General features: G+C 62.9%; 22 protein-coding genes. 11 read left to right on the forward strand and 11 right to left on the reverse strand.

The window, feature by feature from the left end:
* Positions 1-34: 34 nt before the first annotated feature.
* Genes nosZ through BW979_RS16420 form a run of 5 tightly spaced genes read left to right on the forward strand, consistent with a single transcriptional unit; the run spans position 35 to position 5,600 of the window.
* Positions 35-1,954: a TAT-dependent nitrous-oxide reductase gene (gene nosZ, locus BW979_RS16400; RefSeq protein WP_047225819.1), complete on the forward strand. Its 1,920-nt coding sequence runs from the start codon at positions 35-37 to the stop codon at positions 1,952-1,954.
* Between the two features lie 26 nt (positions 1,955-1,980).
* Positions 1,981-3,300, forward strand: coding sequence for a nitrous oxide reductase family maturation protein NosD (locus BW979_RS16405; RefSeq protein WP_076384483.1), 1,320 nt, complete (start codon positions 1,981-1,983; stop codon positions 3,298-3,300).
* Positions 3,297-4,214, forward strand: a complete 918-nt coding sequence (locus BW979_RS16410; RefSeq protein ID WP_076384485.1) for an ABC transporter ATP-binding protein — start codon at positions 3,297-3,299, stop codon at positions 4,212-4,214. Before BW979_RS16405 ends, BW979_RS16410 begins: the two co-directional genes overlap by 4 nt.
* On the forward strand, positions 4,211-5,041 hold the full coding sequence (locus BW979_RS16415) for an ABC transporter permease (RefSeq protein WP_076384487.1): 831 nt from the start codon (positions 4,211-4,213) through the stop codon (positions 5,039-5,041). Before BW979_RS16410 ends, BW979_RS16415 begins: the two co-directional genes overlap by 4 nt.
* Before the next feature lie 31 nt (positions 5,042-5,072).
* Positions 5,073-5,600, forward strand: a complete 528-nt coding sequence (locus tag BW979_RS16420) for a nitrous oxide reductase accessory protein NosL (RefSeq protein WP_047225823.1) — start codon at positions 5,073-5,075, stop codon at positions 5,598-5,600.
* Between the two features lie 50 nt (positions 5,601-5,650).
* Here the strand turns inward: BW979_RS16420 and BW979_RS16425 are convergent, their stop codons facing one another.
* The 11 genes from BW979_RS16425 to nirS form a co-directional block, all read right to left on the reverse strand.
* Complete coding sequence (locus BW979_RS16425) at positions 5,651-7,144, reverse strand: nitrite reductase (protein WP_083714405.1); 1,494 nt, start codon at positions 7,142-7,144, stop codon at positions 5,651-5,653.
* The gene (gene cobA / locus BW979_RS16430; protein WP_076384489.1) at positions 7,141-7,971 is read right to left on the reverse strand and encodes a uroporphyrinogen-III C-methyltransferase; all 831 of its coding nucleotides are present in this window, start codon (positions 7,969-7,971) and stop codon (positions 7,141-7,143) included. Before cobA ends, BW979_RS16425 begins: the two co-directional genes overlap by 4 nt.
* Positions 7,972-8,008: 37 nt before the next feature.
* Entirely contained in the window at positions 8,009-9,205 is a 1,197-nt protein-coding gene (gene nirJ / locus BW979_RS16435) for a heme d1 biosynthesis radical SAM protein NirJ (protein ID WP_076384491.1), read from the reverse strand.
* 23 nt (positions 9,206-9,228) lie between these two features.
* Positions 9,229-9,831 carry a siroheme decarboxylase subunit beta gene (gene ahbB, locus BW979_RS16440; protein WP_076384493.1) on the reverse strand — a complete coding sequence of 201 codons (603 nt, stop codon included), beginning with the start codon at positions 9,829-9,831 and terminating at the stop codon, positions 9,229-9,231.
* Positions 9,806-10,249: an Lrp/AsnC family transcriptional regulator gene (locus BW979_RS16445; RefSeq protein ID WP_047225827.1), complete on the reverse strand. Its 444-nt coding sequence runs from the start codon at positions 10,247-10,249 to the stop codon at positions 9,806-9,808. The genes ahbB (BW979_RS16440) and BW979_RS16445 overlap by 26 nt, the downstream gene beginning before the upstream one ends.
* A complete protein-coding gene (gene ahbB, locus BW979_RS16450; protein ID WP_076384496.1) occupies positions 10,242-10,754 on the reverse strand; it encodes a siroheme decarboxylase subunit beta in 513 nt (170 codons plus the stop codon). The genes BW979_RS16445 and ahbB (BW979_RS16450) overlap by 8 nt, the downstream gene beginning before the upstream one ends.
* The gene (locus BW979_RS16455; protein WP_076384498.1) at positions 10,751-11,209 is read right to left on the reverse strand and encodes an Lrp/AsnC family transcriptional regulator; all 459 of its coding nucleotides are present in this window, start codon (positions 11,207-11,209) and stop codon (positions 10,751-10,753) included. The genes ahbB (BW979_RS16450) and BW979_RS16455 overlap by 4 nt, the downstream gene beginning before the upstream one ends.
* A gap of 2 nt (positions 11,210-11,211) precedes the next feature.
* Positions 11,212-12,390, reverse strand: coding sequence for a cytochrome D1 domain-containing protein (locus BW979_RS16460; protein WP_076384500.1), 1,179 nt, complete (start codon positions 12,388-12,390; stop codon positions 11,212-11,214).
* Positions 12,387-12,716, reverse strand: coding sequence for a c-type cytochrome (locus BW979_RS16465; protein WP_047225831.1), 330 nt, complete (start codon positions 12,714-12,716; stop codon positions 12,387-12,389). Before BW979_RS16465 ends, BW979_RS16460 begins: the two co-directional genes overlap by 4 nt.
* Before the next feature lie 119 nt (positions 12,717-12,835).
* Positions 12,836-13,147 carry a c-type cytochrome gene (locus BW979_RS16470; RefSeq protein ID WP_047225832.1) on the reverse strand — a complete coding sequence of 104 codons (312 nt, stop codon included), beginning with the start codon at positions 13,145-13,147 and terminating at the stop codon, positions 12,836-12,838.
* 24 nt (positions 13,148-13,171) lie between these two features.
* Entirely contained in the window at positions 13,172-14,740 is a 1,569-nt protein-coding gene (gene nirS / locus BW979_RS16475; RefSeq protein WP_231990623.1) for a nitrite reductase, read from the reverse strand.
* Between the two features lie 309 nt (positions 14,741-15,049).
* On the opposite strand from nirS, the gene BW979_RS16480 reads away from it, so the two are divergent.
* From BW979_RS16480 to BW979_RS16505, 6 genes are all read left to right on the forward strand, one after another.
* Complete coding sequence (locus tag BW979_RS16480) at positions 15,050-15,853, forward strand: CbbQ/NirQ/NorQ/GpvN family protein (RefSeq protein WP_076384504.1); 804 nt, start codon at positions 15,050-15,052, stop codon at positions 15,851-15,853.
* The gene (locus tag BW979_RS16485) at positions 15,837-16,424 is read left to right on the forward strand and encodes a cytochrome c oxidase subunit 3 family protein (protein WP_076384506.1); all 588 of its coding nucleotides are present in this window, start codon (positions 15,837-15,839) and stop codon (positions 16,422-16,424) included. Before BW979_RS16480 ends, BW979_RS16485 begins: the two co-directional genes overlap by 17 nt.
* Positions 16,425-16,436: 12 nt before the next feature.
* Positions 16,437-16,682, forward strand: a complete 246-nt coding sequence (locus BW979_RS16490) for a cytochrome C oxidase subunit IV family protein (protein ID WP_047225836.1) — start codon at positions 16,437-16,439, stop codon at positions 16,680-16,682.
* Between the two features lie 277 nt (positions 16,683-16,959).
* Positions 16,960-17,400 carry a c-type cytochrome gene (locus BW979_RS16495; protein WP_047225837.1) on the forward strand — a complete coding sequence of 147 codons (441 nt, stop codon included), beginning with the start codon at positions 16,960-16,962 and terminating at the stop codon, positions 17,398-17,400.
* Between the two features lie 3 nt (positions 17,401-17,403).
* Positions 17,404-18,831 carry a cbb3-type cytochrome c oxidase subunit I gene (locus BW979_RS16500; RefSeq protein ID WP_047225838.1) on the forward strand — a complete coding sequence of 476 codons (1,428 nt, stop codon included), beginning with the start codon at positions 17,404-17,406 and terminating at the stop codon, positions 18,829-18,831.
* Between the two features lie 161 nt (positions 18,832-18,992).
* On the forward strand, positions 18,993-20,831 hold the full coding sequence (locus BW979_RS16505; RefSeq protein ID WP_047225839.1) for a nitric oxide reductase activation protein NorD: 1,839 nt from the start codon (positions 18,993-18,995) through the stop codon (positions 20,829-20,831).
* Positions 20,832-20,834: the final 3 nt, after the last annotated feature.

The raw sequence follows: 20,834 nt of genomic DNA on the forward strand, positions 1-20,834 counted from the left end.
CCTTGACCCTTTCATTCTTCATGGAGCACACAGCATGAGCGATAAAAAAACCGAAACCAGCGGCGCGGTCGAAGAACCCAGGGGCGTCAGCCGTCGAGGATTTCTAGGGACCAGTGCGGTGACCGGCGCCGTACTGGCCGGCGCCACGGCGCTGGGCGGCGCGGTGTTCACCCGTGAGTCCTGGGCTGCGGCGGCCAAGGAAGCCAAGTCCAAAGTCCACGTCGGCCCCGGAGAGCTGGACGACTATTACGGTTTCTGGAGCGGTGGCCATCAGGGCGAGGTGAGGGTGTTGGGCGTACCGTCCATGCGCGAGCTGATGCGTATTCCGGTGTTCAACGTCGACTCGGCCACCGGTTGGGGGCTGACCAACGAAAGCAAGCGCATCCTGGGTGACAGCGCCAAGTACCAGAACGGCGACTGCCATCACCCACACATCTCCATGACCGATGGCAAATACGACGGCAAATACCTGTTCATCAACGATAAGGCCAATTCCCGGGTCGCGCGCATTCGCCTGGATATCATGAAGTGCGACAAGATTCTCACCGTGCCCAACGTCCAGGCGATCCATGGCCTGCGCCTGCAAAAGGTGCCGTACACCAAGTACGTGTTCGCCAACGCCGAATTCGTCATCCCGCACCCCAATGACGGTCGCACGTTCGACCTGCAAGACAAGAACAGCTACACGATGTTCAACGCCATCGACGCCGAAAAAATGGAAATGGCCTTCCAGGTGATCGTCGACGGCAACCTGGACAACTCCGACGCCGACTACACCGGCAAGTACGCCGCCAGCACCTGCTACAACTCCGAGAAGGCCTACGACCTGGGCGGCATGATGCGCAACGAGCGCGACTGGGTGGTGGTGTTCAACATCCCGCGCATCGAAGCGGCGATCAAGGCCGGCAAGTTCATCACCCTGGACGGCTCCAAGGTGCCGGTGGTCGATGGTCGTAAAACCGATGGCAAGGACAGCGCGTTCACCCGCTACATCCCGGTGCCGAAGAATCCCCACGGGCTCAATACCTCGTCCGACGGCAAATACTTCATCGCCAACGGCAAGCTGTCGCCCACCGTCTCGATGATCGCCATCGACCGGCTGGATGATCTATTCGACGACCGCTACAAAGACCCGCGCGAGGTGATCGTCGCTGAGCCGGAACTGGGCCTGGGGCCGTTGCATACCACCTTCGACGGGCGCGGCAATGCCTACACCACCTTGTTCATCGACAGTCAGGTGGTGAAGTGGAACATGGACGAGGCCATCCGTGCCTACAAGGGCGAGAAGGTCAACTACATCAAGCAAAAGCTCGATGTGCAGTACCAACCCGGCCACAACCACGCGTCCCTGACCGAAACCAGCGAGGCGGACGGCAAATGGCTGGTGGTCTTGTGCAAGTTCTCCAAGGATCGCTTCCTGCCCACCGGTCCGCTGCACCCGGAAAACGACCAGTTGATCGACATTTCCGGCGAAGAGATGAAGCTGGTACACGATGGCCCGGCCTTTGCCGAACCCCATGACTGCATCCTTGCCCGGCGTGATCAGATCAAGACCCAGAAGATCTGGAGCCGCACCGATCCGTTCTTCGCCGAAACCGTGGCCTTGGCCAAGAAGGATGGCATCAACCTGGAGACCGACAACAAGGTCATCCGTGACGGTAACAAGGTGCGGGTCTACATGACTTCGATGGCGCCGGCCTATGGCCTGACGGAGTTCACCGTCAAGCAAGGCAACGAGGTGACGGTGACGATCACCAACATCGACCAGATCGAAGACGTCTCCCACGGCTTTGTCATGACCAACCACGGCGTGAGCATGGAGATCAGTCCGCAACAGACCTCGTCCATCACCTTCATCGCCGACAAGGCCGGGTTGCATTGGTACTACTGCAGCTGGTTCTGCCACGCCCTGCACATGGAAATGGTCGGGCGCATGCTGGTTGAAAAGGCCTGAGCAGGTTCAACGAGGAGACGGGTTCAATGACCGGTAACCAGCAACAGCCTGCGGGCTACGCTCGCGCACCGGTCATTGCCCTGGTGCTCCTGCTACTGTCGGGCGGCGCGCTTGCCGCGCCGCAGCCGATCACCGACTTGCCATTGCAGGCCGACGGTGAACGGCAATGGCGCCTGCCTGCAGGGCAATACCGCGGCTCGTTCAGCATCGACCAACCCATGACCCTCACGTGCGCGCCTGATGCGGTATTCCAGGGGCAGGGTGAGGGCAATGGGTTGATCATTCGCGCCCCGAACGTCCAGCTCCAGGGCTGTACCTTCCTGGACTGGGGCCACGACCTCACGGCCATGAATGCCGCGGTGTTCATCCAGCCTGTCGCCCAGGGTGCGGTGGTCCGTGCCAACCGCATGCAGGGCCAGGGTTTCGGTATCTGGGTCGATGGCGCGCGGGACGTCAGCCTGATCAACAACCGCATCCAGGGCGATCCCGGGCTGCGCTCCCAGGACCGGGGGAACGGCATTCACTTGTACGCGGTACACGGTGCCCGGGTCATCGGCAATCACGTACGCGAGACCCGCGACGGCATCTATATCGACACCTCCAACGGCAACCTGCTCGAGGGCAACATCCTTGAGGATTTGCGCTACGGCGTGCACTACATGTTCGCTAACGATAACCGTCTGTTGGGCAACGTCACCCGGCGCACCCGCACCGGTTATGCCTTGATGCAAAGCCGTCAACTGACGGTCATCGGCAACCGCTCCGAACAGGACCAGAACTACGGGATCCTGATGAACTACATCACCTATTCCACCCTGCGCGACAACGTGGTCACCGATGTTCGCGACGGGTCCACCGGCGACACCATGATCACCGGTGCCGAGGGCAAGGCCCTGTTCATTTACAACTCATTGTTCAACCGCATCGAAGGCAATCATTTCGAGCGCAGCGCGGTGGGCATCCACCTGACCGCCGGTTCGGAGGACAACCGCATCGCCGGCAACGTGTTCGCCGGCAACCAGCGCCAGGTCAAATACGTGGCCACGCGGTTGCAGGAGTGGTCGGTGGACGGGCGCGGCAATTACTGGAGTGATTACCTGGGTTGGGATCGCAATGGCGACGGACTGGGAGACGTGGCCTATGAACCCAACGACAACGTCGATCGCCTGCTGTGGCTGTACCCCCAGGTACGGCTGTTGATGAACAGTCCGGGTATCGAGCTGCTGCGCTGGGTACAGCGGGCGTTCCCGGTCATGAAATCCCCCGGGGTGATGGACAGCCATCCATTGATGCACGCGCCGCTCCAGCCCCCGCCACGCAACAGTGCTCAGGAGGACGCGTCTTGAACGTCGTCGAGATCGAAGGCGTCAGTCAGCGCTACGGCAATGCCGCTGTGCTGCGCGGGCTGAACCTGAACCTGGCCCAGGGCGAAGTGCTCGGCCTATTTGGGCACAACGGTGCGGGCAAGACCACGACCATGAAACTGATACTCGGTCTGCTGCGCGCCAGTGAGGGTCAGGTGCGGGTATTTGGCCGGGAGCCGAGTGATCCGGGCGTGCGCAGAATGCTCGGTTACCTGCCGGAGAACGTGATGTTCTATCCGCAGTTGAGCGGGCTGGAAACCTTGCGCCATTTCGCCCGCCTCAAGGGCGCGGCGCCAGACCAGGTCGAGCGCTTGCTGGAGGAGGTCGGGTTGGCGCAAGCGGCCCGGCGGCGTGTGCGCACGTACTCCAAGGGCATGCGCCAACGCCTGGGGCTGGCCCAGGCCTTGCTCGGCCAGCCGCGGCTGCTGTTGCTGGACGAACCCACCGTCGGCCTGGACCCCATCGCCACCCAGGACCTCTATCAACTGCTCGATCGGCTGCGCTGGCAGGGCACCAGCATCATTCTTTGTTCGCACGTCTTGCCTGGCGTGGAAGCTCACATCAACCGCGCCGCGATTCTCACCCAAGGTCGTCTGTTGGCCCTGGGCAGCCTGGACCGGTTGCGCGAGGACGCGGGGCTGCCGACGCTGATCCGCGCCTCGGGCCTGTCGCGGGCCGATTGGCTTCGCCAGCATTGGCGCAGCGAAGGACACCTCACCCAAGGGTGGGGCGCGCAAGGGCTGCAGGTGTCCGCGCCGGATGGCAGCAAACTCAAGTTGCTGCGCCAGTTACTGGCCCAGGATGACCCGACGGATGTCGAGATCAAACCGCCGTCCCTGGAAGATTTGTACCGTCATTACATGGTTCGCGCGGCGACCGAGGAGGCCGGCTCATGAACCCGATCTGGAACATGGCCCGCAAGGAATTCAGTGACGGCTTGCGCAACCGCTGGTTGTTGGCGATCAGTCTGTTGTTCGCCGTGCTGGCCATCGGCATCGCCTGGCTTGGCGCGGCGGCGTCCGGCCAGTTGGGGTTTACCTCGGTGCCGGCAACGGTGGCGAGCCTGGCCAGCCTGGCAACGTTCCTGATGCCGTTGATCGCCTTGTTGCTGGCCTATGACGCGATCGTCGGCGAGGACGAGAGCGGCACCTTGCTGCTGTTGCTGACGTATCCGTTGGGGCGCGGGCAGTTGCTGCTGGGCAAGTTTGTCGGTCACGGCCTGATCCTGGCGCTGGCGACCCTGATCGGCTTTGGTTGCGCGATGTTCGCCATAGCCCTGCTGGTGGACGATATCGAGCTGAGCCTGCTGCTCTGGGCCTTTGGCCGCTTCATCGTCTCCAGCACGCTGTTGGGTTGGGTTTTTTTGGGGCTGGCCTATGTGCTGAGCAGCCTGTCGGCGGAGAAATCCACCGCCGCCGGGCTGGCGCTGGGGGTGTGGTTTTTCTTCGTGCTGGTGTTTGACCTGGCGTTGCTGGCACTGCTGGTGCTGAGCGAGGGCAGGTTCAGTCCGGACCTGCTGCCGTGGCTGTTGCTGTTCAACCCCACCGATGTGTATCGGCTGATCAACCTGTCGGGGTTCGACGCCGGTTCCAGCGGCGCGGCAGTGCTGACCTTGGGCAGCGACCTGCCGGTGCCCGGGCCTTGGCTCTGGCTGTGCCTGTGGTTGTGGATGGCTGTGCCGTTGTGGCTGGCCTATCGATTGTTCAACCGTCGGTGTCCGTGATTTCTGATCTTGATAGAGGGAGCATGTAACGATGAACAGGGTGTATTCGAGGACGGGCCGAGTCCTGGCCGGAGTGTTGGTGTGCCTGGTGCTGGTGGCATGCGGCAAGCCTGAGTCGACACCGGCCTCAAAGGCGGCGCTGGCGTTCCATCCCAGTGACGAGTGCCATGTCTGCGGCATGGTCATCACGGATTTTCCCGGACCCAAGGGCGCCGCAGCGACCGCCAGCGGCGTGAAGAAGTTCTGCTCGCCGGCCGAGATGCTCAGCTGGTGGCTGCAGCCGGAGAACCATCGGGCCGACGTCCAGTTGTACGTCCACGACATGGGGCGCAGCCACTGGAACACCCCGGATGATGAGCACCTGATCGATGCCCGGACCGCCTATTTCGTCGTCGGCTCCAAGCTCAAGGGCGCCATGGGCGTCGTCCTGGCCACGTTCGCCGACGCCCAGGCGGCGGAAAAACTCGCCCGCGAGACCGGCGGCCAGGTGCTGCGTCTGCAAGACATCGACCAGAAGCTGCTGGGACAGGCCACCGCTATGTCGCCGATGAATCATTGAACGAGCAACCTGCTCCCGCTGAGGTGAGCAGGTTTGCCCTGATCGCCCGTTCAGTGAGACGTACCTTCGGCAAATTCGATCTTGTTGCCCACGTTGTATTTGCCTGAAGGTTTGTTCATGGGCAGGCGCTTGATTTCCTTGAGGGTGTGGCTGTCGTAGACGATCAGCGCGCCGTCGGTGTCCCAGATGCTCAACAGCAGGTAGCGGCCGTCGTGGGTAAATTCGACGTGGGCGGCGGTTTTGCCGGGCATGGGGCGCAAGGTGTGGGCGATTTCCAGGGTCTGTTTGTCGATCAGGTGGATGGCATCGTTGCCGGCGGCGAAGAACACGTCGGTCCAGGCATAGCGGGAGTTGGCATGGCTGCGCAGGAAGAAACCCGGCCCGAGGGTAGGGATCTGCCTGATGACTTTCCAGGTGTTGATGTCGATCACCGACACCAGTCCTTTGCTGATGTTGGGGGTCGCGAACACCCAGCGGCCATCGCGCTTCCAATAGGTGCCCGAGCCCAGGTGCGGCATGCCCGGCAAGCTGATGTCGCTGACCACCTGGCCACTGTCAAGGTCGATCACCTGTCCACCCTGGGCCTTGCGCGAGGTGGCGAGCAACTGGCGATAGTCGGGTGAGAAGGAAAAGTCATCCAGATGATCCTGGACCTCGATGCGCCTGGGCACGAAGTCCGGGTTCGGACCGGTGGGCAGTTCCCAAACCTCGTTCACATCCTTCAGTGCGACGATGAAGCTGTTGCGCGGCGCAGCGGTATAGACCGCGCTGACCCGCGAAGCTTGGCCATCCCTGCCCAGCGTCGCGATCGTCTTGACCAGGGACAAGTCCCGGGCATCCAGCACCGCCAGATTGCCGGGCAGCGAGTTGCCCACCAGCACCCAGCGACCGTCCTTGCTCACCGCCAGGTTGCGAGTATTGAGCCCGGCCCGCACTTCGGCGATCAGCTTGAGGTTGTGCAGGTCATACAGGCTGATCCAGCCATCGCGCGACGCCAGGTAGACAAAACGCCCGTCCGGGGAAAACTTCGGTCCGCCATGCACTGCAAAGTGCGAGGCGAAGCGCGCGAGCACCTCGAACCGATCCCCGTCGACCACCGCGACGTGATGATTGCCGGCTTCCACCACCACGAACAGGTTCAGCGGGTCGGCCCGGTGTTGCGGCTGGTCGGGCAATGTGGCGACGTCCACCAGCACCCGATGACTTTGGCGAATATCCTCTTCATTCCAATTGGGCGCGACGCTGGGCGGACGCTGGAGATAAAGCGCCAGGGCGTCGATTTGTGCAGGCTCCAGCAGCGTACCGAAGGCCGCCATCTGACTGGCGGGGCGGCCATTTTCGATCACCTGGCGAATTTCGCCGGGCTTGATCCGGCCCAGGCTCTGGGGCAGTAACGCCGGCCCGGCGCCGCCGATGCGGTTCACGCCGTGGCATTGTTGGCAGAGCTGCTGGTAATTGCGCTCGGCCTGTTCCAGGTCGGCACCGGTGGTAACGGCGCCATGGCTCGTACCGATCCACAGCATCGCAAGCCCGATGCGTTTCATAGCGCCACCTTCAAAGGCTGGGGTTTGGGATGAACGCGCGCCGGATGCTGCATCGGCTGCTGGGCAAACAAGCCGACCACCTTACCGATCACCGTCAATGTCGGCAGCCCTTCAACGCAATCTCGTGCCATGGCCGGCAGTTGTTGCAGGGTGCCACGTAGCACCTGCTGGTCGGGACGAGTGCCGTTGCTGATCAATGCCGCCGGAGTCTCGGCGGCCAGGCCTGCGGCCATCAACCGTGCGGCAATGCTGCCCAGGTTCGACAAGCCCATGTAGAACACCAGGGTCTGGCTGTCATCCGCCAGGCTTTGCCACGGCAGGTTCAAATCGCCTTCGCGCTGCAAGTGGCCGGTGATGAAACGGCAGGAATTGACCAGGTCGCGATGGGTCAGCGGAATGCCGGCGTAGGCGCTGCAACCGGATGCGGCAGTGATACCGGGCACCACCTGACAATCGATACCACGGGCCAGCAAGTATTCCAGCTCTTCGGCACCGCGACCGAAGATGAACGGGTCGCCGCCCTTGAGCCGGACCACCCGCTGGCCCTGGTCCGCGAGGTCGGCCAGCAATTGGTTGATCTGGGCCTGGGGCAGGCTGTGGCAGCCGGCGGCCTTGCCGACGTAATGCCGGGCGCACGTCAGCGGGATCAAACCCAGCAGTTGCGCACTGATCAGGCGGTCATAGATCACCGCGTCGGCCTGCATCAACAGGCTCCAGGCGCGTAACGTCAGCAAACCAGGGTCACCGGGACCGGCGCCGACCAGCGCGACTTCCCCCGGTCTGAAGGACGATTGCAGGGCAGCGGGCAGAACGATAGAGGCAGACATGGGACTTCCTTGGTTCATCATCAGGTTCGCCGTCGGGTTATCGGGCGCAGGGCAGTGCAACGCTGGGAATCAAAGCGCTGGGAAGCGTGTGCAAGCCGATTTCGTCATCGCTGAGGTGGCAGCCGGGGTCCTGGCCCCACAGGTCGCCGTCGGCCCAGGCGCGCGTGCGGGTGTTGCCGTTGCAGATGGCCAGCCAACGACACTGTCCGCAGCGGCCACCCACGGTGCGCGGATGCTCGCGCAGTTTTTGCAGCAGAGCGTCGGGACGTTCCAGCCAGAGTGTGCGAAAGGGCGTCCGGCGCACGTTACCCACCGAGTGCTGCCACCAGTAAGTGTCGGGGTGTACCTCACCGGTGTTGTCGATATTGGCAATGCCGCTGCCCGAGGCGTTACCGCCCCAAGCCTTGAGCATGCGTTCCAGTTCGGCGTAGTGATGGGGCAGGCGTGAGGCTACCCATTGCAGCAACAGCACCGCATCGGCGTCGTTGTTGCCGCTGACGAAGTCCGTGTCGCGTCCGTGCAGGATGTCGCTCCAGGCCCGCTCGAAGATCAGGAGCATGGCCTCGCGGCTCATCTGTTGCCGGGCGTCGAGCTGACGACTGCGCTTGCCGCGACCGCTGTAGTTGAGGTGCGACAGATAGAATTTCTGCACGTCGTATTCGCTCATCAGATCCAGCAGTCGCGGTAACTGGGTGTGGTTCTGCTGGGTCAGGGTGGTGCGCAATCCGACCCGAATCCCGCGTTCGCGACACAACCTGATGGCCGCCATGGAACTGGCGAAACTGCCTTTGAGCTGGCGGAAGGCGTCGTGCGTCGCTTCCAGGCCATCGATGCTGATGCCCACATAATCGAAGTTCGCCGCCTCGATCTGCTCGATGTTGCTCGGGTCGATCAGCGTACCGTTGGTGGAAAGCGCCAGGAAGAATCCCTTGCGCCGGGCATAGGCACTGAGCTGGAACAGATCCTCGCGCAGCAGCGGCTCGCCGCCGGACAGGATCAATACCCGTACGCCCGCGTCATGCAGGTCGTCGATGACCTTGAGCGCCGCGGCCGTGTCCAGCTCATCACGAAACACGCTGTCGGCCGAGGTGGCGTAGCAGTGTTTGCAAGTCAGGTTGCAGCGCCTGAGCAGATTCCAGATCACCACCGGCGCTCGTGTACTGCCCGGTGGTGCAACACGCGGCGCGGGACATTGACCGGCCAGGGCACGCAGGTAATGGCTGATCCTCAACATAAGTCACTCCTTCCTTGTGGGGGCTAGGTTTGCCCGCCCTGAAGCCGATGCGGTCCCTCAGAAACCGAGGCGGCTGTTTCGCGAGCAAGCTTTGCTCCCACCGGCGACAGGCGTAGGCCGGTTTTTTTCAGGATGCGGCTGCTCACCAGCATGTCGTCGGCGCTACAGGCCTCACCCAGCAGATAGCGCAGGTGCTCGCGGTAGCTGTCGATTTCCTCGCGGCTGCGGCCATGGACCATGGCAAACAGGTTGTAGCGCCAACCGGCCCGGCGCGGGCGGCGGTAGCAGTGGCTGACAAAAGGCTGTGCACCCAGCAGCGCGCCCAGGCGCGGCACATCTGCGTCGGCGACATCCCAGACAGTCATGCCGTTGTGGCGATAACCCAGGCGATAGTGATTGGGCACCGCGGCGATGCGGCGGATCGCGCCTTCGGCCTGCAAACGCTTGAGCAGGTCGAGGGTCGATTCCACGCTCAGCCCCAGTTGCTCGGCCAGCCAGGCCCAGGGATCTTCGAGCAAGGGCAGGCCGTCCTGGGTCAGTTCCACCAGCCGCATGGCCAGTGGCGTTTCATCCAGGCGAGGCAGCGTCTGCGGCAACGGCTCAGACCGGGAAATACAGGCCGACATGGTAGGTCTCCTCCTTGGGCAGGTTCAGCGGCTCCAGGCCGGTCAGGCGTTCGATACGCAACAAGGTGTCGCTGATCGCCTGTTCACTGGGGCAGGCAAGCACGAACCACATGTTCCAGGCGTGCTCGCGACGGTAGTTGTGGGCCACTTCGGGCATGGCCGCGAGCAGCTCGGCGATGGTGTCGAAACGCGGTTCGGGCACCGCCAGCGCCGCCAGGGTGAACGCGCCGCCCAGGCGGTCGATGTCGAACATCGGGCCGAAGCGGGTAAGCACGCCGTCGTTGAGCAACTCGTGCAGCCGGTCGAGCAGTTCGGTACTGCTGCTGTCCAGTTCATCGGCCAAGGCTTGCCAGGGCTGGCGTACCAGCGGCAAACCCAGTTGCAGGCGATTGATCAGGCGTCGGTCCAGGTCATCCATCGATCGCCACTCCGGCCGGTGTTGCGTAGCGTCCGCCACACTGCTTGAACAGGTGGGTGCTGAACAGCAACTGGTGCGGCAGATCACTCAACCAGTGCTCCTCCAACAGTGCCTGGACCTGGGCCTCGACACGGTCGCGCTGGCGACCGTGGATCATGCAGAACAGGTTGTATTGCCACTGGGGCAAGCGTCGTGGTCGTTGATAGCAAAGGCTGATGCCCGGCGCCTGGCCAAGGCGGCGACCGACTTCATCGACCAATGCATCCGGCACGTCCAGCACCAGCATGGCGTTGGCGGCAAAGCCCAATGCGCGGTGATTGACCACCAGGCCGACGCGGCGGAACAAGCCCTGTTCCTGCCAGTGCCGCACCTGGTCGAGAACCTGTTGTTCGCTGGCGTCGATCTGCTCGGCCAGGGCCTGGAAGGGCCGAGATGTCAGGGGCAGACCGGTCTCCAGCAGACGGCGCAGTTGCAGTGACTGGTGGTCACTCAGGGTCGTGTTCATGGGGTAACCTCCAGGGCAAAGCCCAGGTCGATGCGGTAAGCGGTCAGCATGGGTAGGTCCAGCGGCGTGAGGCCGGTGTCGTTTTCCAGTTCCTGGAGAATGTTGTCCAGGTGGGCACGATCAGGCCCGGTCAGCACAAACCACAGGTTGTAGCGATGTTCGCGGGCGTAGTTGTGATTGACTTCCGGGTACTGACTGACGCGCGCTGCGACCTGGTGCAATCGGTCCACGGGCACCGCCAGGGCGGCAAGGGTGCTGGCCCCGGCTCGGCTGTGTTCGAACACCGGGCCGACCCTTGACAGGGTGCCCGCCAGTTGCAGGTGCTGCAGACAATCGAGCACCTGGGCTTCGCTGCAACCCAGGGCATCGGCCATTGCCCGATAGGGTTCGGCGCACAACGGCAGGCCATGCTGGAACTGATCGATCAGGCGGCGGGCGAGTGGGCTTGGTGTCATGGTCAGTACCCCGGTTTGTGCGCACGGCTGCTGAAGAAGATGCCGCTGGGGCTCAGGGCAGGCAGGCTGCTCAGGCGTTCGAGCCGATACGGATCCCAGACCTGCACCTCACCGCCATCGCGAGCGGACAGCCACAGCTGGTCGCCCCGAGCGGTGAATTCCATGTGCAGCACCCCAGGCCCTGGTCGCAGGTCGGCGATGATGGCGTGAGTCTGGGTGTCGATGACCTGCACCCGGTCATTGTCCGGGTAGGCGAAGTTGACCCACAGCTGTCGGCCATCGGGACGGGCGGTGACAAACACCGGTTGGCCGGCCACGGCGACGGCGTCGACCGGTTGCCAGGTGCGGGCGTCCAGCACCAGCACCTGATGATGGCCAACGGCGGGCACAAAGGCCTGTTGATCGGCCAGGGCCCAGCCTTCCAGGTGGGGCATCTTGTATACCGGGAGCCGCGCCTCGCCGCGCCCGTACTGGTCCAGCACCCGTTTCACGCCGCGCTCCGGGTGCCAGAGGTCAAGTTGCGCCATGCCGTCCTCACCAAACAGTCCGGCCATGTAATAACGCCCGTCCGGCGTAATCAGTGCGTCATAGGGTTGCCGACCGATGGCGGTGAAGCGTTCGATGCGTGGTGTCTGGCCCTGGCTGAAGTCGGCGGTCCAGATTTCGCCGGTGTCGAACAGGCTGAATACGAAGCGCTGCCCCGGCGCGTCCACCAGGCCGACCACCCGCGAACGTTTTTGGCCGTCGGGCAATGGTGTGGCTGGAATGTCCGCGACCGGTTCCAGTGTCTGCGCGTCGAATACCTTGACGCCGCCGGGCTCGTAGTTGGAGACGGCGATCAGCTTGCCGTCCTGGCTGATCGCGCCGCCGATGCTGTTGCCGCCCTGAATGATGCGACGGTCGATGCGTGCGCTCAGCAAGTCGACCTTGCTTAAGCCGCCATCGCGGCCAAATACATAGGCATAACGCTGGTCGCGGGAAAACACCACCGAGGCGTGCGACAGATCCCCCAGCCCTTCGACGCGGGCGAGGGCGGTGCGGGTGGCGCTTTCGATGATTTGCAGGCTGCCGGTGGCGCGCTCCACCACCACGCCCAAGTCGCCGGTGCCGCGCAGCGGTGGCTGGGCACAAGCCGAGAGCAACAGCACGCAGGCGGTGAGAGACAGCAGAGATCGGATCATGGGGCGGGAGTTCCTTGAAGGAGCCGGTCCACCAACCAGCGAATATCGTCGGGACCGAGCAATGGCTCCCAACCGGGCATGGCGCTGCCGGGCCGTCCCTGGGTGACGGTGGCGATGAGGCTGTCGCGGTTTTTTCCGGCCAGGGCATCACGGGTCAGAGGTGGGCCGAGGCCTCCGGTCAGGTGCAGGCCGTGGCAGGCGCCGCAGTCCTGGACCAGCAGGTGTTGCAGTTGGGCCTGGCGCTGGTGGTCGGGAGCGGCCAGCACCGGGGTACAGAAGACGAAGAGGAGGGTGGTCATCCGGGTTGCATAGCGGTGTCGGTCCATGACGTACTCCTGTTTGAGAAATAAAGCCGAGAGCGGCCCCTGTGGTGGGGGATTTATGTGGGAGCAAGCCTTGCTCCCCCATAAATCCCCTCGCCACAGGGAGATGCTCTTAATCAACGTTACTTAAGGGTCAAGACCCACGCCGCGAGGATCTTGGCTTCTTCATCGGTCACCGGATTGGCTGGCATCGGCATTGGTCCCCAGTTTCCTTGCGTGCCTTCCTTGATGTGCTTGGCCAACAGCTCTTGTGCTCCGGCGACGCCGGCATTTTTTGCCGCCACCTCCTTGAGCGCCGGCCCTACCAACTTGGTGTCAATGGAGTGGCAGGCGCCACAGGGTTTGCTCTTGAACAGTGTCGGGCCGTCCTGGGCCAGCGCCGGTTGCAGGCTGAATGCGGCACTCAAGGTCAGGGCAAGCAGAATAGGCTTCATGGTTTTTCCTCTTATTGATGGGGCTCAATAGATGTCGTGTTGGGTGTTGTAAACGTTGAATTTTCCGGTAGGGGTGATCAGGCGTTTGTCCTTGATCACGCTCTTGAGCTTGAGGGTCTTGTCATCGATCACCACCAGCGCCGACTCGTCTTCCTGACCGCTCCAGACCGAGAACCAGACTTCATCGCCGGCCTTGTTGTATTCCGGTTGCACCACGCGCATCGCACCTTTCTTGATACCGGCGTACTCGGCAATCGGCAGCACTGTGTAGCCGGCGTCGAGCTTGTCGATGTCGAACACCGCCACCGATTGGCTGAGCTTGGTGTCGGGGCTGAGGGTGGTGTCGACGTACAGGTGACGGGACTTGGGGTGGGTCTTGATGAACAGCGAACCGCCACCCTGGCCCTGGAGCGAGTCCACCTGTTTCCAGGCATATTGCGGATGCTTGACCGGGTCGGTGCCGATCAGTGAGACGCCGGCATCACCCAGGTGACTGGTAGCCCAGACCGGGCCGTAGAGCGGATGGTTGAAGTTGGCGCCGCGTCCCGGGTGCGGGGTTTTACCGACATCCACCAGGGCGGTGAGCTTGCGCTCCTTGGAGTCGATGACTGCCACCTGGTTGGAGTTGTTCGCCGCCGTCATGAAATAGCGATGGCTGCTGTCCCAGCCACCGTCATGCAGGAACGGTGCGGCGTCGATGCTGGTGATGGTGAGGTTCTTGATGTCCTGGTAGTTGACCAGCATCACCTTGCCGGTTTCCTTGACGTTGACGATGAACTCCGGCCACTCATGTGACGCGATGATCGCCGCGACCCGCGGTTCGGGGTGATATTGCTGGGTATCGACGGTCATGCCGCGCGTCGAGACGATCTGCCTGGGCTCCAGGGTCTCGCCGTCCATGATGGTGAACTGCGGCGGCCAATACGAGCCGGCAATGGTGTACTTGTCTTCGTAGCCCTTGAACTTGGAGGTTTCCACCGAGCGGGCCTCGATCCCGACTTTGATCTCGGCCACCTTGGTCGGCTCTTGCGGCCACAGGTCGATCATGTCGATCTTGGCGTCCCGGCCGATCACCAGCAGGTAACGCCCGGACGCCGAGATACGCGAAATGTGCACCGCGTAACCGGTGTCGATCAGCTTGACGATCTTTTTGCTGTCGCCGTCGACCAGGGCAATCTTGCCGTCATCGCGCAGGGTGACTGAAAACAGGTTTTGCAGGTTGAGTGAATTGAGTTGCCGGGTGGGCCGGTCTTCAGGTTTGACCAGCACCTTCCAGGTCTTGAGGGTTTCGGCCATGCCCCATTCCGGTGGGGTAGGCGGGGTGTGTTGGATGAACTTGGCCATTACCGTGATCTGGTCTTTGGTCAGGGCGTTGGAGGTGCCCCAGTTGGGCATGCCGGCGGCTGAACCGTAGGTAATCAGCGCCTCCAGGTAGGCCTGGCCGCGGCCCTGGGTGATGTCGGGTGTCAGCGGTTTACCGGTGGCGCCCTTGCGCAGCACACCATGGCAGCCGGCGCAGCGCTGGAAGTAGATTTGCTTGGCCGCGTCGAAGTCGGCCTGGCTCAGATCCGGCGCGCCTTCGGTCTTGACCATGCGGGCGTCTTGCGGCGCAGCGGGTGGGTTGGCGAAGGCATTGAGTGCAGCCAGCGCCGTACACAGCGCCCCGACCCCCATGACCCACGATTTTTTGTGGCTGATCAGCATTCCATTTCTCCTCAGGCATGACCCGCGCGGCCCTGCAATTGACGTTCGGCGCGCAGATTCTTGGTGCGCTGCAAGGCTATGCCCAGGCCGGTGGTTACCCGCTTGACGGCGATCAAGTTTGCCGGCCACAGCCCTTGCCAGGTTGTCGCAGGGGCCCGTAGCGTGGCTGGCAATCGTGTTATCTGATCAGGTCATGCCATGAACGCTATCCACACCCTTGAACACCCGGCCGAACCTTTCTACCAACCCCAGGACAACGAGCTGGCGTTGTTCGAACAGGCCTGGCGGCACGGCATGCCGGTGCTGGTCAAAGGCCCCACCGGTTGCGGCAAGACCCGTTTTGTCCAGCACATGGCTCACCGTCTGAAATTGCCGCTGTACACCGTGGCCTGCCACGATGACCTGAGCGCAGCCGACTTGGTGGGTCGTCACCTGATCGGCGCCCAGGGCACTTGGTGGCAGGATGGGCCTCTGACCCGAGCGGTGCGCGAGGGGGGCATCTGTTATCTGGACGAGGTGGTGGAGGCACGCCAGGACACCGCAGTGGTGTTGCATCCCTTGGCCGATGATCGCCGGCAGCTGTACCTGGAACGCACCGGCGAGGTTCTCCAGGCACCGCCGTCGTTCATGCTGGTGGTGTCGTACAACCCCGGTTACCAGAACTTGCTCAAGGGCATGAAGCCCAGCACCCGCCAGCGTTTCGTGGCGATGCGCTTTGGCTATCCCACGGTTGCCGATGAAGAGCGCATCGTTGCCCGCGAGGCCGGAGTGGATATGGCTCTGGCGGCCCAGGTGGTGCGGTTGGGGCAGGCGCTGCGTCGGCTAGATCAGCATGATCTGGAGGAGGTGGCCTCCACGCGTCTGCTGATTTTCGCCGCGCGCATGATCGGAGCCGGCATGGACCCGCGCCAAGCCTGTCTGGCCTGTCTGGCCGAGCCGTTGAGCGACGATCCGCAAACCGTTGCCGCATTGATGGATGTGGTCGATGTCCACTTCGGCTGAAGCCGCTGCGCTGTCCACCCGGCGATTGCCAGGGGATCTGGCAATGTGGTTTTTCATCCTCGCCGAACTGACGGTGTTTGCCTTGCTGATCCTGGCATTCGCCGTCGCCCAGGCATTGAACCCGCCGTTGTTCAGCGAAGGCCGGCAGTTGCTGGATCGCTCCACCGGCCTGGCGATGACCCTCAGCCTGCTGAGCGCCGGGTTGTTCGCAGCCTTGGCCCAGGAGCAAGTCCGACAGGACCGGCCACGCCAGGCGGCGCTGCTGTTGTGGCTGGCCTTGTTGGTTGCCGGCGGCTACGTGGCGCTCAAGCTCATCGAGTACGCCCACTTGTTGGCCAACGGTCTCGGCCTGGAGCACAACACCTTCTTCACCTTGTACTGGATCCTCACGGCGTTTCACTTTCTCCATGTGTTGCTGGGCATGGTGATCCTTGCCTGGCTGGCCGAGGGTTGCCGGCGGCGGCGTTACGGGGCGCAGCAGTGCAGCGGGCTGGAATCCGGCGTGCTGTATTGGCACATGGTGGACCTGGTCTGGGTGTTGCTGTTTCCGGTTGTCTACATTCTCGGTTGAGCGGAGGTGCTCATGTCGGTTTCCCGTGTCTTGATCGTCTGCTGGATGACACTGGCCGTGCTGAGCATCGGCACCGTTGCCCTAGGCCAGGTCGCTGCCACCGGGCTGGTGTCCATCGCCATCCTCGCGGTGGCGGTGACCAAGGCCTGGTTGATCGCCGACGGCTTCATGGAGCTGCGCCATGCGCCGCGATTGTGGCGCTGGCTGGTGTTGAGCTGGGCGGCGCTGCTCGCGATTGTGATCTCGTTCGCGCTCTGAATCCCGACGTACTCCCTGTGGCGAGGGAGCTTGCTCCCGCTGGGCTGCGCAGCAGCCCCTACAGCAACAACTCAATCCATCTGACACTCCGCGTCAGCAGGTTTTAGGGTCGCTTCGCAACCCAGCGGGAGCAAGCTCCCTCGCCACAACAGCTCACCTGGCTTCCTGGCTGTGCTGGAACAACCCACTAAAACCATCGGAGATTCTTGATCGCCATCAAGCGGGTTCTGGACCCTCGCTTCCTAGAATGGACACGCCAAGCAATGAGGAAGTGACCATGTCAGATACCTTTACCAAAGGCATGGCCAGGAATATTTATTTCGGGGGAAGCGTGTTCTTTTTCCTGATATTCCTGGCCCTGACCTACCACTCGGAACAGACCTTTCCAGAGCGCAGCAACCAGGCGCAATTGAGCGAATCGGTGATACGCGGCAAGGGCGTCTGGGAGCGCAACAACTGCATCGGCTGCCATACGCTGCTGGGCGAGGGCGCGTATTTCGCGCCGGAGCTGGGCAATGTGGTCAACCGGCGCGGTGGCGAGGAAGCCTTCACGCCGTTCCTGCAGGCCTGGATGAAAATGCAGCCGCTGAACGTTCCCGGCCGTCGCGCCATGCCGCAGTTCAACCTCAGCGAACAGGAAGTCGACGACATCGCCGAGTTCCTCAAGTGGAGTTCGAAAATCAATACCAATGGCTGGCCGCCAAACAAGGAGGGCTGAGAGATGAGCATGGCTAATCCGCATCTGAAATTCGCCTCGCAGGCCGTCGCCAAACCTTACTTCGTGTTTGCCCTGATGTTGTTCCTGGGGCAGGTACTGTTCGGTTTGATCATGGGGCTGCAATACGTGGTCGGCGACTTCCTGTTCCCGCTGATTCCCTTCAACGTGGCCCGCATGGTCCACACCAACCTGCTGATCGTCTGGCTGCTGTTTGGCTTCATGGGCGCGGCGTACTACCTGATACCCGAGGAAGCCGATCGGGAGCTGCACAGTCCGAAGCTGGCGATCGTGCTGTTCTGGGTGTTCGCCGCCGCCGGGGTACTGACGATCCTGGGCTACCTCTCGGTGCCCTATGCCACGCTGGCGAAAGTTACCGGCAACGATTTGCTGCCGACCATGGGCCGTGAGTTCCTGGAGCAACCGACAATCACCAAGATGGGCATCGTGGTGGTCTGCCTGGGTTTCCTCTACAACATCGGCATGACCATGCTTAAGGGCCGCAAGACCACGGTCAGCATGGTGATGATGACCGGCCTGATCGGCCTGGCGGTGTTCTTCCTGTTCTCCTTCTACAACCCGGAAAACCTCGTCCGCGACAAGTATTACTGGTGGTGGGTGGTGCATCTTTGGGTTGAAGGCGTCTGGGAACTGATCATGGGTTCGATGCTCGCCTTTGTGCTGATCAAGGTCACTGGCGTGGACCGCGAAGTGGTCGAGAAGTGGCTCTACGTGATCATCGCCATGGCCCTGATTACCGGGATCATCGGCACCGGTCACCACTTCTTCTGGATCGGCGCACCCGAGGTCTGGTTGTGGGTCGGATCGATCTTCTCCGCGCTGGAACCGCTGCCGTTCCTGGCGATGGTGATCTTCGCCTTCAGCATGGTGAAGAACCGTCGCCGGCAACACCCCAACCGCGCCGCCACCTTGTGGGCCAAAGGCACCACGGTCACCGCGTTCTTCGGCGCCGGCGTCTGGGGGTTCCTGCACACCTTGGCACCGGTGAACTTCTACACCCACGGTTCGCAACTGACTGCGGCCCACGGTCACCTGGCTTTCTACGGTGCCTACGCGATGATCGTCATGACGCTGATCAGCTACGCCATGCCGCGTCTGCGCGGGTTGGGTGAAGCGGCGGATGAACGTTCGCAGCGCCTGGAGATCTGGGGCTTCTGGCTGATGACGCTGTCGATGGTGATGATCACCTTGTTCCTCACCGCAGCCGGTGTCGTCCAGGTGTGGCTGCAACGCTGGATGGCGGATGGCAGTGCCTTGCCGTTCATGGCGACGATGGACCATTTGAAGCCGCTGTTCTGGGCGCGTCTGGTCAGCGGCGTCGGGTTCCTGGCTGGTTTGCTCTGCTACCTGTTCAGCTTCCGCCAACGTGGCCGCGCCGCTTTGCGCGCTCCGGCGGCGGTGGTGCCGTCTTGAAAGGCCACCACTGAGGCCGTGGCGAGGGAGCTTGCTCCCGCTGGGCTGCGCAGCAGACCCTTTTTGATGGGCGCTTCGCACCCAAGCGGGAGCAAGCTCCCTCGCCACAAAAGCGATGCGAGCCAGTCCCTCCACCGCAACGCGTCGATAGGAGAATAACCATGGCATTCACCCTTGAACTGGAAGAGTGGGTCGGCAGCGTCTGGCACCGTTTCATCACCCGCCGCGCCAGTGTGGATTTTCCCGAAGCGCGGGTGGAGTTGATCCCCCGGCAACGGGCTTTGCATGTGTTGTTACGCGCCACCGGTGGTGCTTCTCACCTGGGTGTGGAGGCGGTCAGCGACCGCGACCTGCTGCTGCGCCGCAACCTGTTGCAGCAGATCGCCGGCACCTGCAAGCAAGTGCCATTGGCCTGGTGCGATGGCGACAACCTGCGTTTGCCGGCGAGCCTGGCGGCGTTTCCCGATACCGGGTTGAACGAAGAACTGTACCGCTGGCTGGCGTTGCTGGCCGCGCAAGCGGGGCCGATGAAACATTGGGGACGTGACAACCAACGCTGGACCCAAGCACTGCTGGGGCGTTACCCGGCGCTGCGTGGCCGATATCGGCGGCTGGTGGATGCGCATCTGTCGTTGCGTCCCGACCCACAATCATTGCCCCCGGCCGAGGCGGCCCTGGAGCGCGCGCTGTGTCAGGCCTTGCGCGAACCGGGCAGCGTCGAGCATTTTCCGCGCAGTGAGCGGGCCGCCTGGCCGCTGCCGCTGTGGCTGTATCCGCCCCAGCATCTAGGCAATCCCCAGGCGGCCAACCTCGAGGAGTCCGAGCAATACCTGGCGACGCCGCCGGGTGAGCAGCAGGGCGGTCGCAAGCGCGCCGAGCGCATCGACGACACCACCCGGGACGGTGGGTTGCTGATCGTGCGCCTGGAGAACCTGTTCAGTTGGACCGAGCACGTGGACCTGGATCGCTGGGCGGACGACAGCGAAGACCCGGACGCGGCGCGCGTCGCCGAGGACCTGGACCAATTGACCCTGTCGCGCACCCGCTTGCGCAAGGGCGGCGGTTTGAAGTTGCACCTGGACTTGCCGCCGGCCGATGTGGATGACATTCCCCTGGGCGCGGGCATCCTGTTGCCGGAATGGGACTACCGCAAGCAACGCCTCCAGGATGATTTCGTCAGTGTGCAGACTTTCACTCCCCGGGACTGCGAACCTCAGCCGCTGCCGAACCGCCTGCGCGCCTCGGCCCAGCGTTTGCGACGCCAGTTCGAGCACCTGCGCAACGATCGACAATGGCTGCGCCAGCAAACCCAGGGTTCGGAGCTGGACCTGCAAGCCTGGCTGGACTTCCACGTCGAGCGTCAGCACGGCCAATGCAGCGAACGCGGCTTGTTCATGGAACAACGCCAGACCCGCCGCGACCTGGCTTGCCTGCTGTTGGCCGATCTGTCGATGTCCACCGATGCCCACCTCAACGACGAACACCGGGTGATCGACGTGATCCGCGACAGCTTGCTGCTGTTCGGTGAAACCCTGTCGGTGCTGGGGGATGATTTTGCCTTGTACGGGTTCTCTTCACTGCGCCGACAACAGGTGCGGATGCACGAGATCAAGGCGTTCAACCAAGGCTATGACGACCACACCCGCGGTCGGATCCAGGGCCTCAGGCCCGGTTACTACACGCGCATGGGCGCCGCCATTCGCCAGGCCACCCAACGGCTGGAAGGGTGCAAGCGGCGACGCAAGTTGTTGTTGCTGGTGAGCGATGGCAAACCCAACGATCTGGATCTCTATGAAGGGCGCTATGGCGTGGAGGACACCCGCCAGGCGGTGCTGGAGGCTCGGCGCCAGGGGCTGACGCCGTTTTGCATCACCATCGATCGTGAAGCCGGGGATTACCTGCCGTACATGTTCGGCGCCAACGGCTACACCTTGATCCGTCAGCCGGAGCAACTGCCGCTGCGTTTGCCGCAGTTGTACCGGCAGTTGACTCAGGATTGAGGG

Source organism: Pseudomonas sp. A214, assembly GCF_900156295.1.
GTDB classification, from domain to species: Bacteria; Pseudomonadota; Gammaproteobacteria; order Pseudomonadales; family Pseudomonadaceae; genus Aquipseudomonas; species Aquipseudomonas rhizophila.

Excerpts from the sequence above, each read along its gene's own strand:
- nosZ (WP_047225819.1), top strand. The coding sequence starts at position 35 with ATGAGCGATAAAAAAACCGAAACCAGCGGCGCGGTCGAAGAACCCAGG.
- BW979_RS16405 (WP_076384483.1), top strand. The coding sequence starts at position 1,981 with ATGACCGGTAACCAGCAACAGCCTGCGGGCTACGCTCGCGCACCGGTC.
- BW979_RS16415 (WP_076384487.1), top strand. The coding sequence starts at position 4,211 with ATGAACCCGATCTGGAACATGGCCCGCAAGGAATTCAGTGACGGCTTG.
- BW979_RS16420 (WP_047225823.1), top strand. The coding sequence starts at position 5,073 with ATGAACAGGGTGTATTCGAGGACGGGCCGAGTCCTGGCCGGAGTGTTG.
- BW979_RS16425 (WP_083714405.1), bottom strand. The coding sequence starts at position 7,144 with ATGAAACGCATCGGGCTTGCGATGCTGTGGATCGGTACGAGCCATGGC.
- cobA (WP_076384489.1), bottom strand. The coding sequence starts at position 7,971 with ATGTCTGCCTCTATCGTTCTGCCCGCTGCCCTGCAATCGTCCTTCAGA.
- nirJ (WP_076384491.1), bottom strand. The coding sequence starts at position 9,205 with ATGTTGAGGATCAGCCATTACCTGCGTGCCCTGGCCGGTCAATGTCCC.
- ahbB (WP_076384493.1), bottom strand. The coding sequence starts at position 9,831 with ATGTCGGCCTGTATTTCCCGGTCTGAGCCGTTGCCGCAGACGCTGCCT.
- BW979_RS16445 (WP_047225827.1), bottom strand. The coding sequence starts at position 10,249 with ATGGATGACCTGGACCGACGCCTGATCAATCGCCTGCAACTGGGTTTG.
- ahbB (WP_076384496.1), bottom strand. The coding sequence starts at position 10,754 with ATGAACACGACCCTGAGTGACCACCAGTCACTGCAACTGCGCCGTCTG.
- BW979_RS16455 (WP_076384498.1), bottom strand. The coding sequence starts at position 11,209 with ATGACACCAAGCCCACTCGCCCGCCGCCTGATCGATCAGTTCCAGCAT.
- BW979_RS16460 (WP_076384500.1), bottom strand. The coding sequence starts at position 12,390 with ATGATCCGATCTCTGCTGTCTCTCACCGCCTGCGTGCTGTTGCTCTCG.
- BW979_RS16465 (WP_047225831.1), bottom strand. The coding sequence starts at position 12,716 with ATGGACCGACACCGCTATGCAACCCGGATGACCACCCTCCTCTTCGTC.
- BW979_RS16470 (WP_047225832.1), bottom strand. The coding sequence starts at position 13,147 with ATGAAGCCTATTCTGCTTGCCCTGACCTTGAGTGCCGCATTCAGCCTG.
- nirS (WP_231990623.1), bottom strand. The coding sequence starts at position 14,740 with ATGGTCAAGACCGAAGGCGCGCCGGATCTGAGCCAGGCCGACTTCGAC.
- BW979_RS16480 (WP_076384504.1), top strand. The coding sequence starts at position 15,050 with ATGAACGCTATCCACACCCTTGAACACCCGGCCGAACCTTTCTACCAA.
- BW979_RS16485 (WP_076384506.1), top strand. The coding sequence starts at position 15,837 with ATGTCCACTTCGGCTGAAGCCGCTGCGCTGTCCACCCGGCGATTGCCA.
- BW979_RS16490 (WP_047225836.1), top strand. The coding sequence starts at position 16,437 with ATGTCGGTTTCCCGTGTCTTGATCGTCTGCTGGATGACACTGGCCGTG.
- BW979_RS16495 (WP_047225837.1), top strand. The coding sequence starts at position 16,960 with ATGTCAGATACCTTTACCAAAGGCATGGCCAGGAATATTTATTTCGGG.
- BW979_RS16500 (WP_047225838.1), top strand. The coding sequence starts at position 17,404 with ATGAGCATGGCTAATCCGCATCTGAAATTCGCCTCGCAGGCCGTCGCC.
- BW979_RS16505 (WP_047225839.1), top strand. The coding sequence starts at position 18,993 with ATGGCATTCACCCTTGAACTGGAAGAGTGGGTCGGCAGCGTCTGGCAC.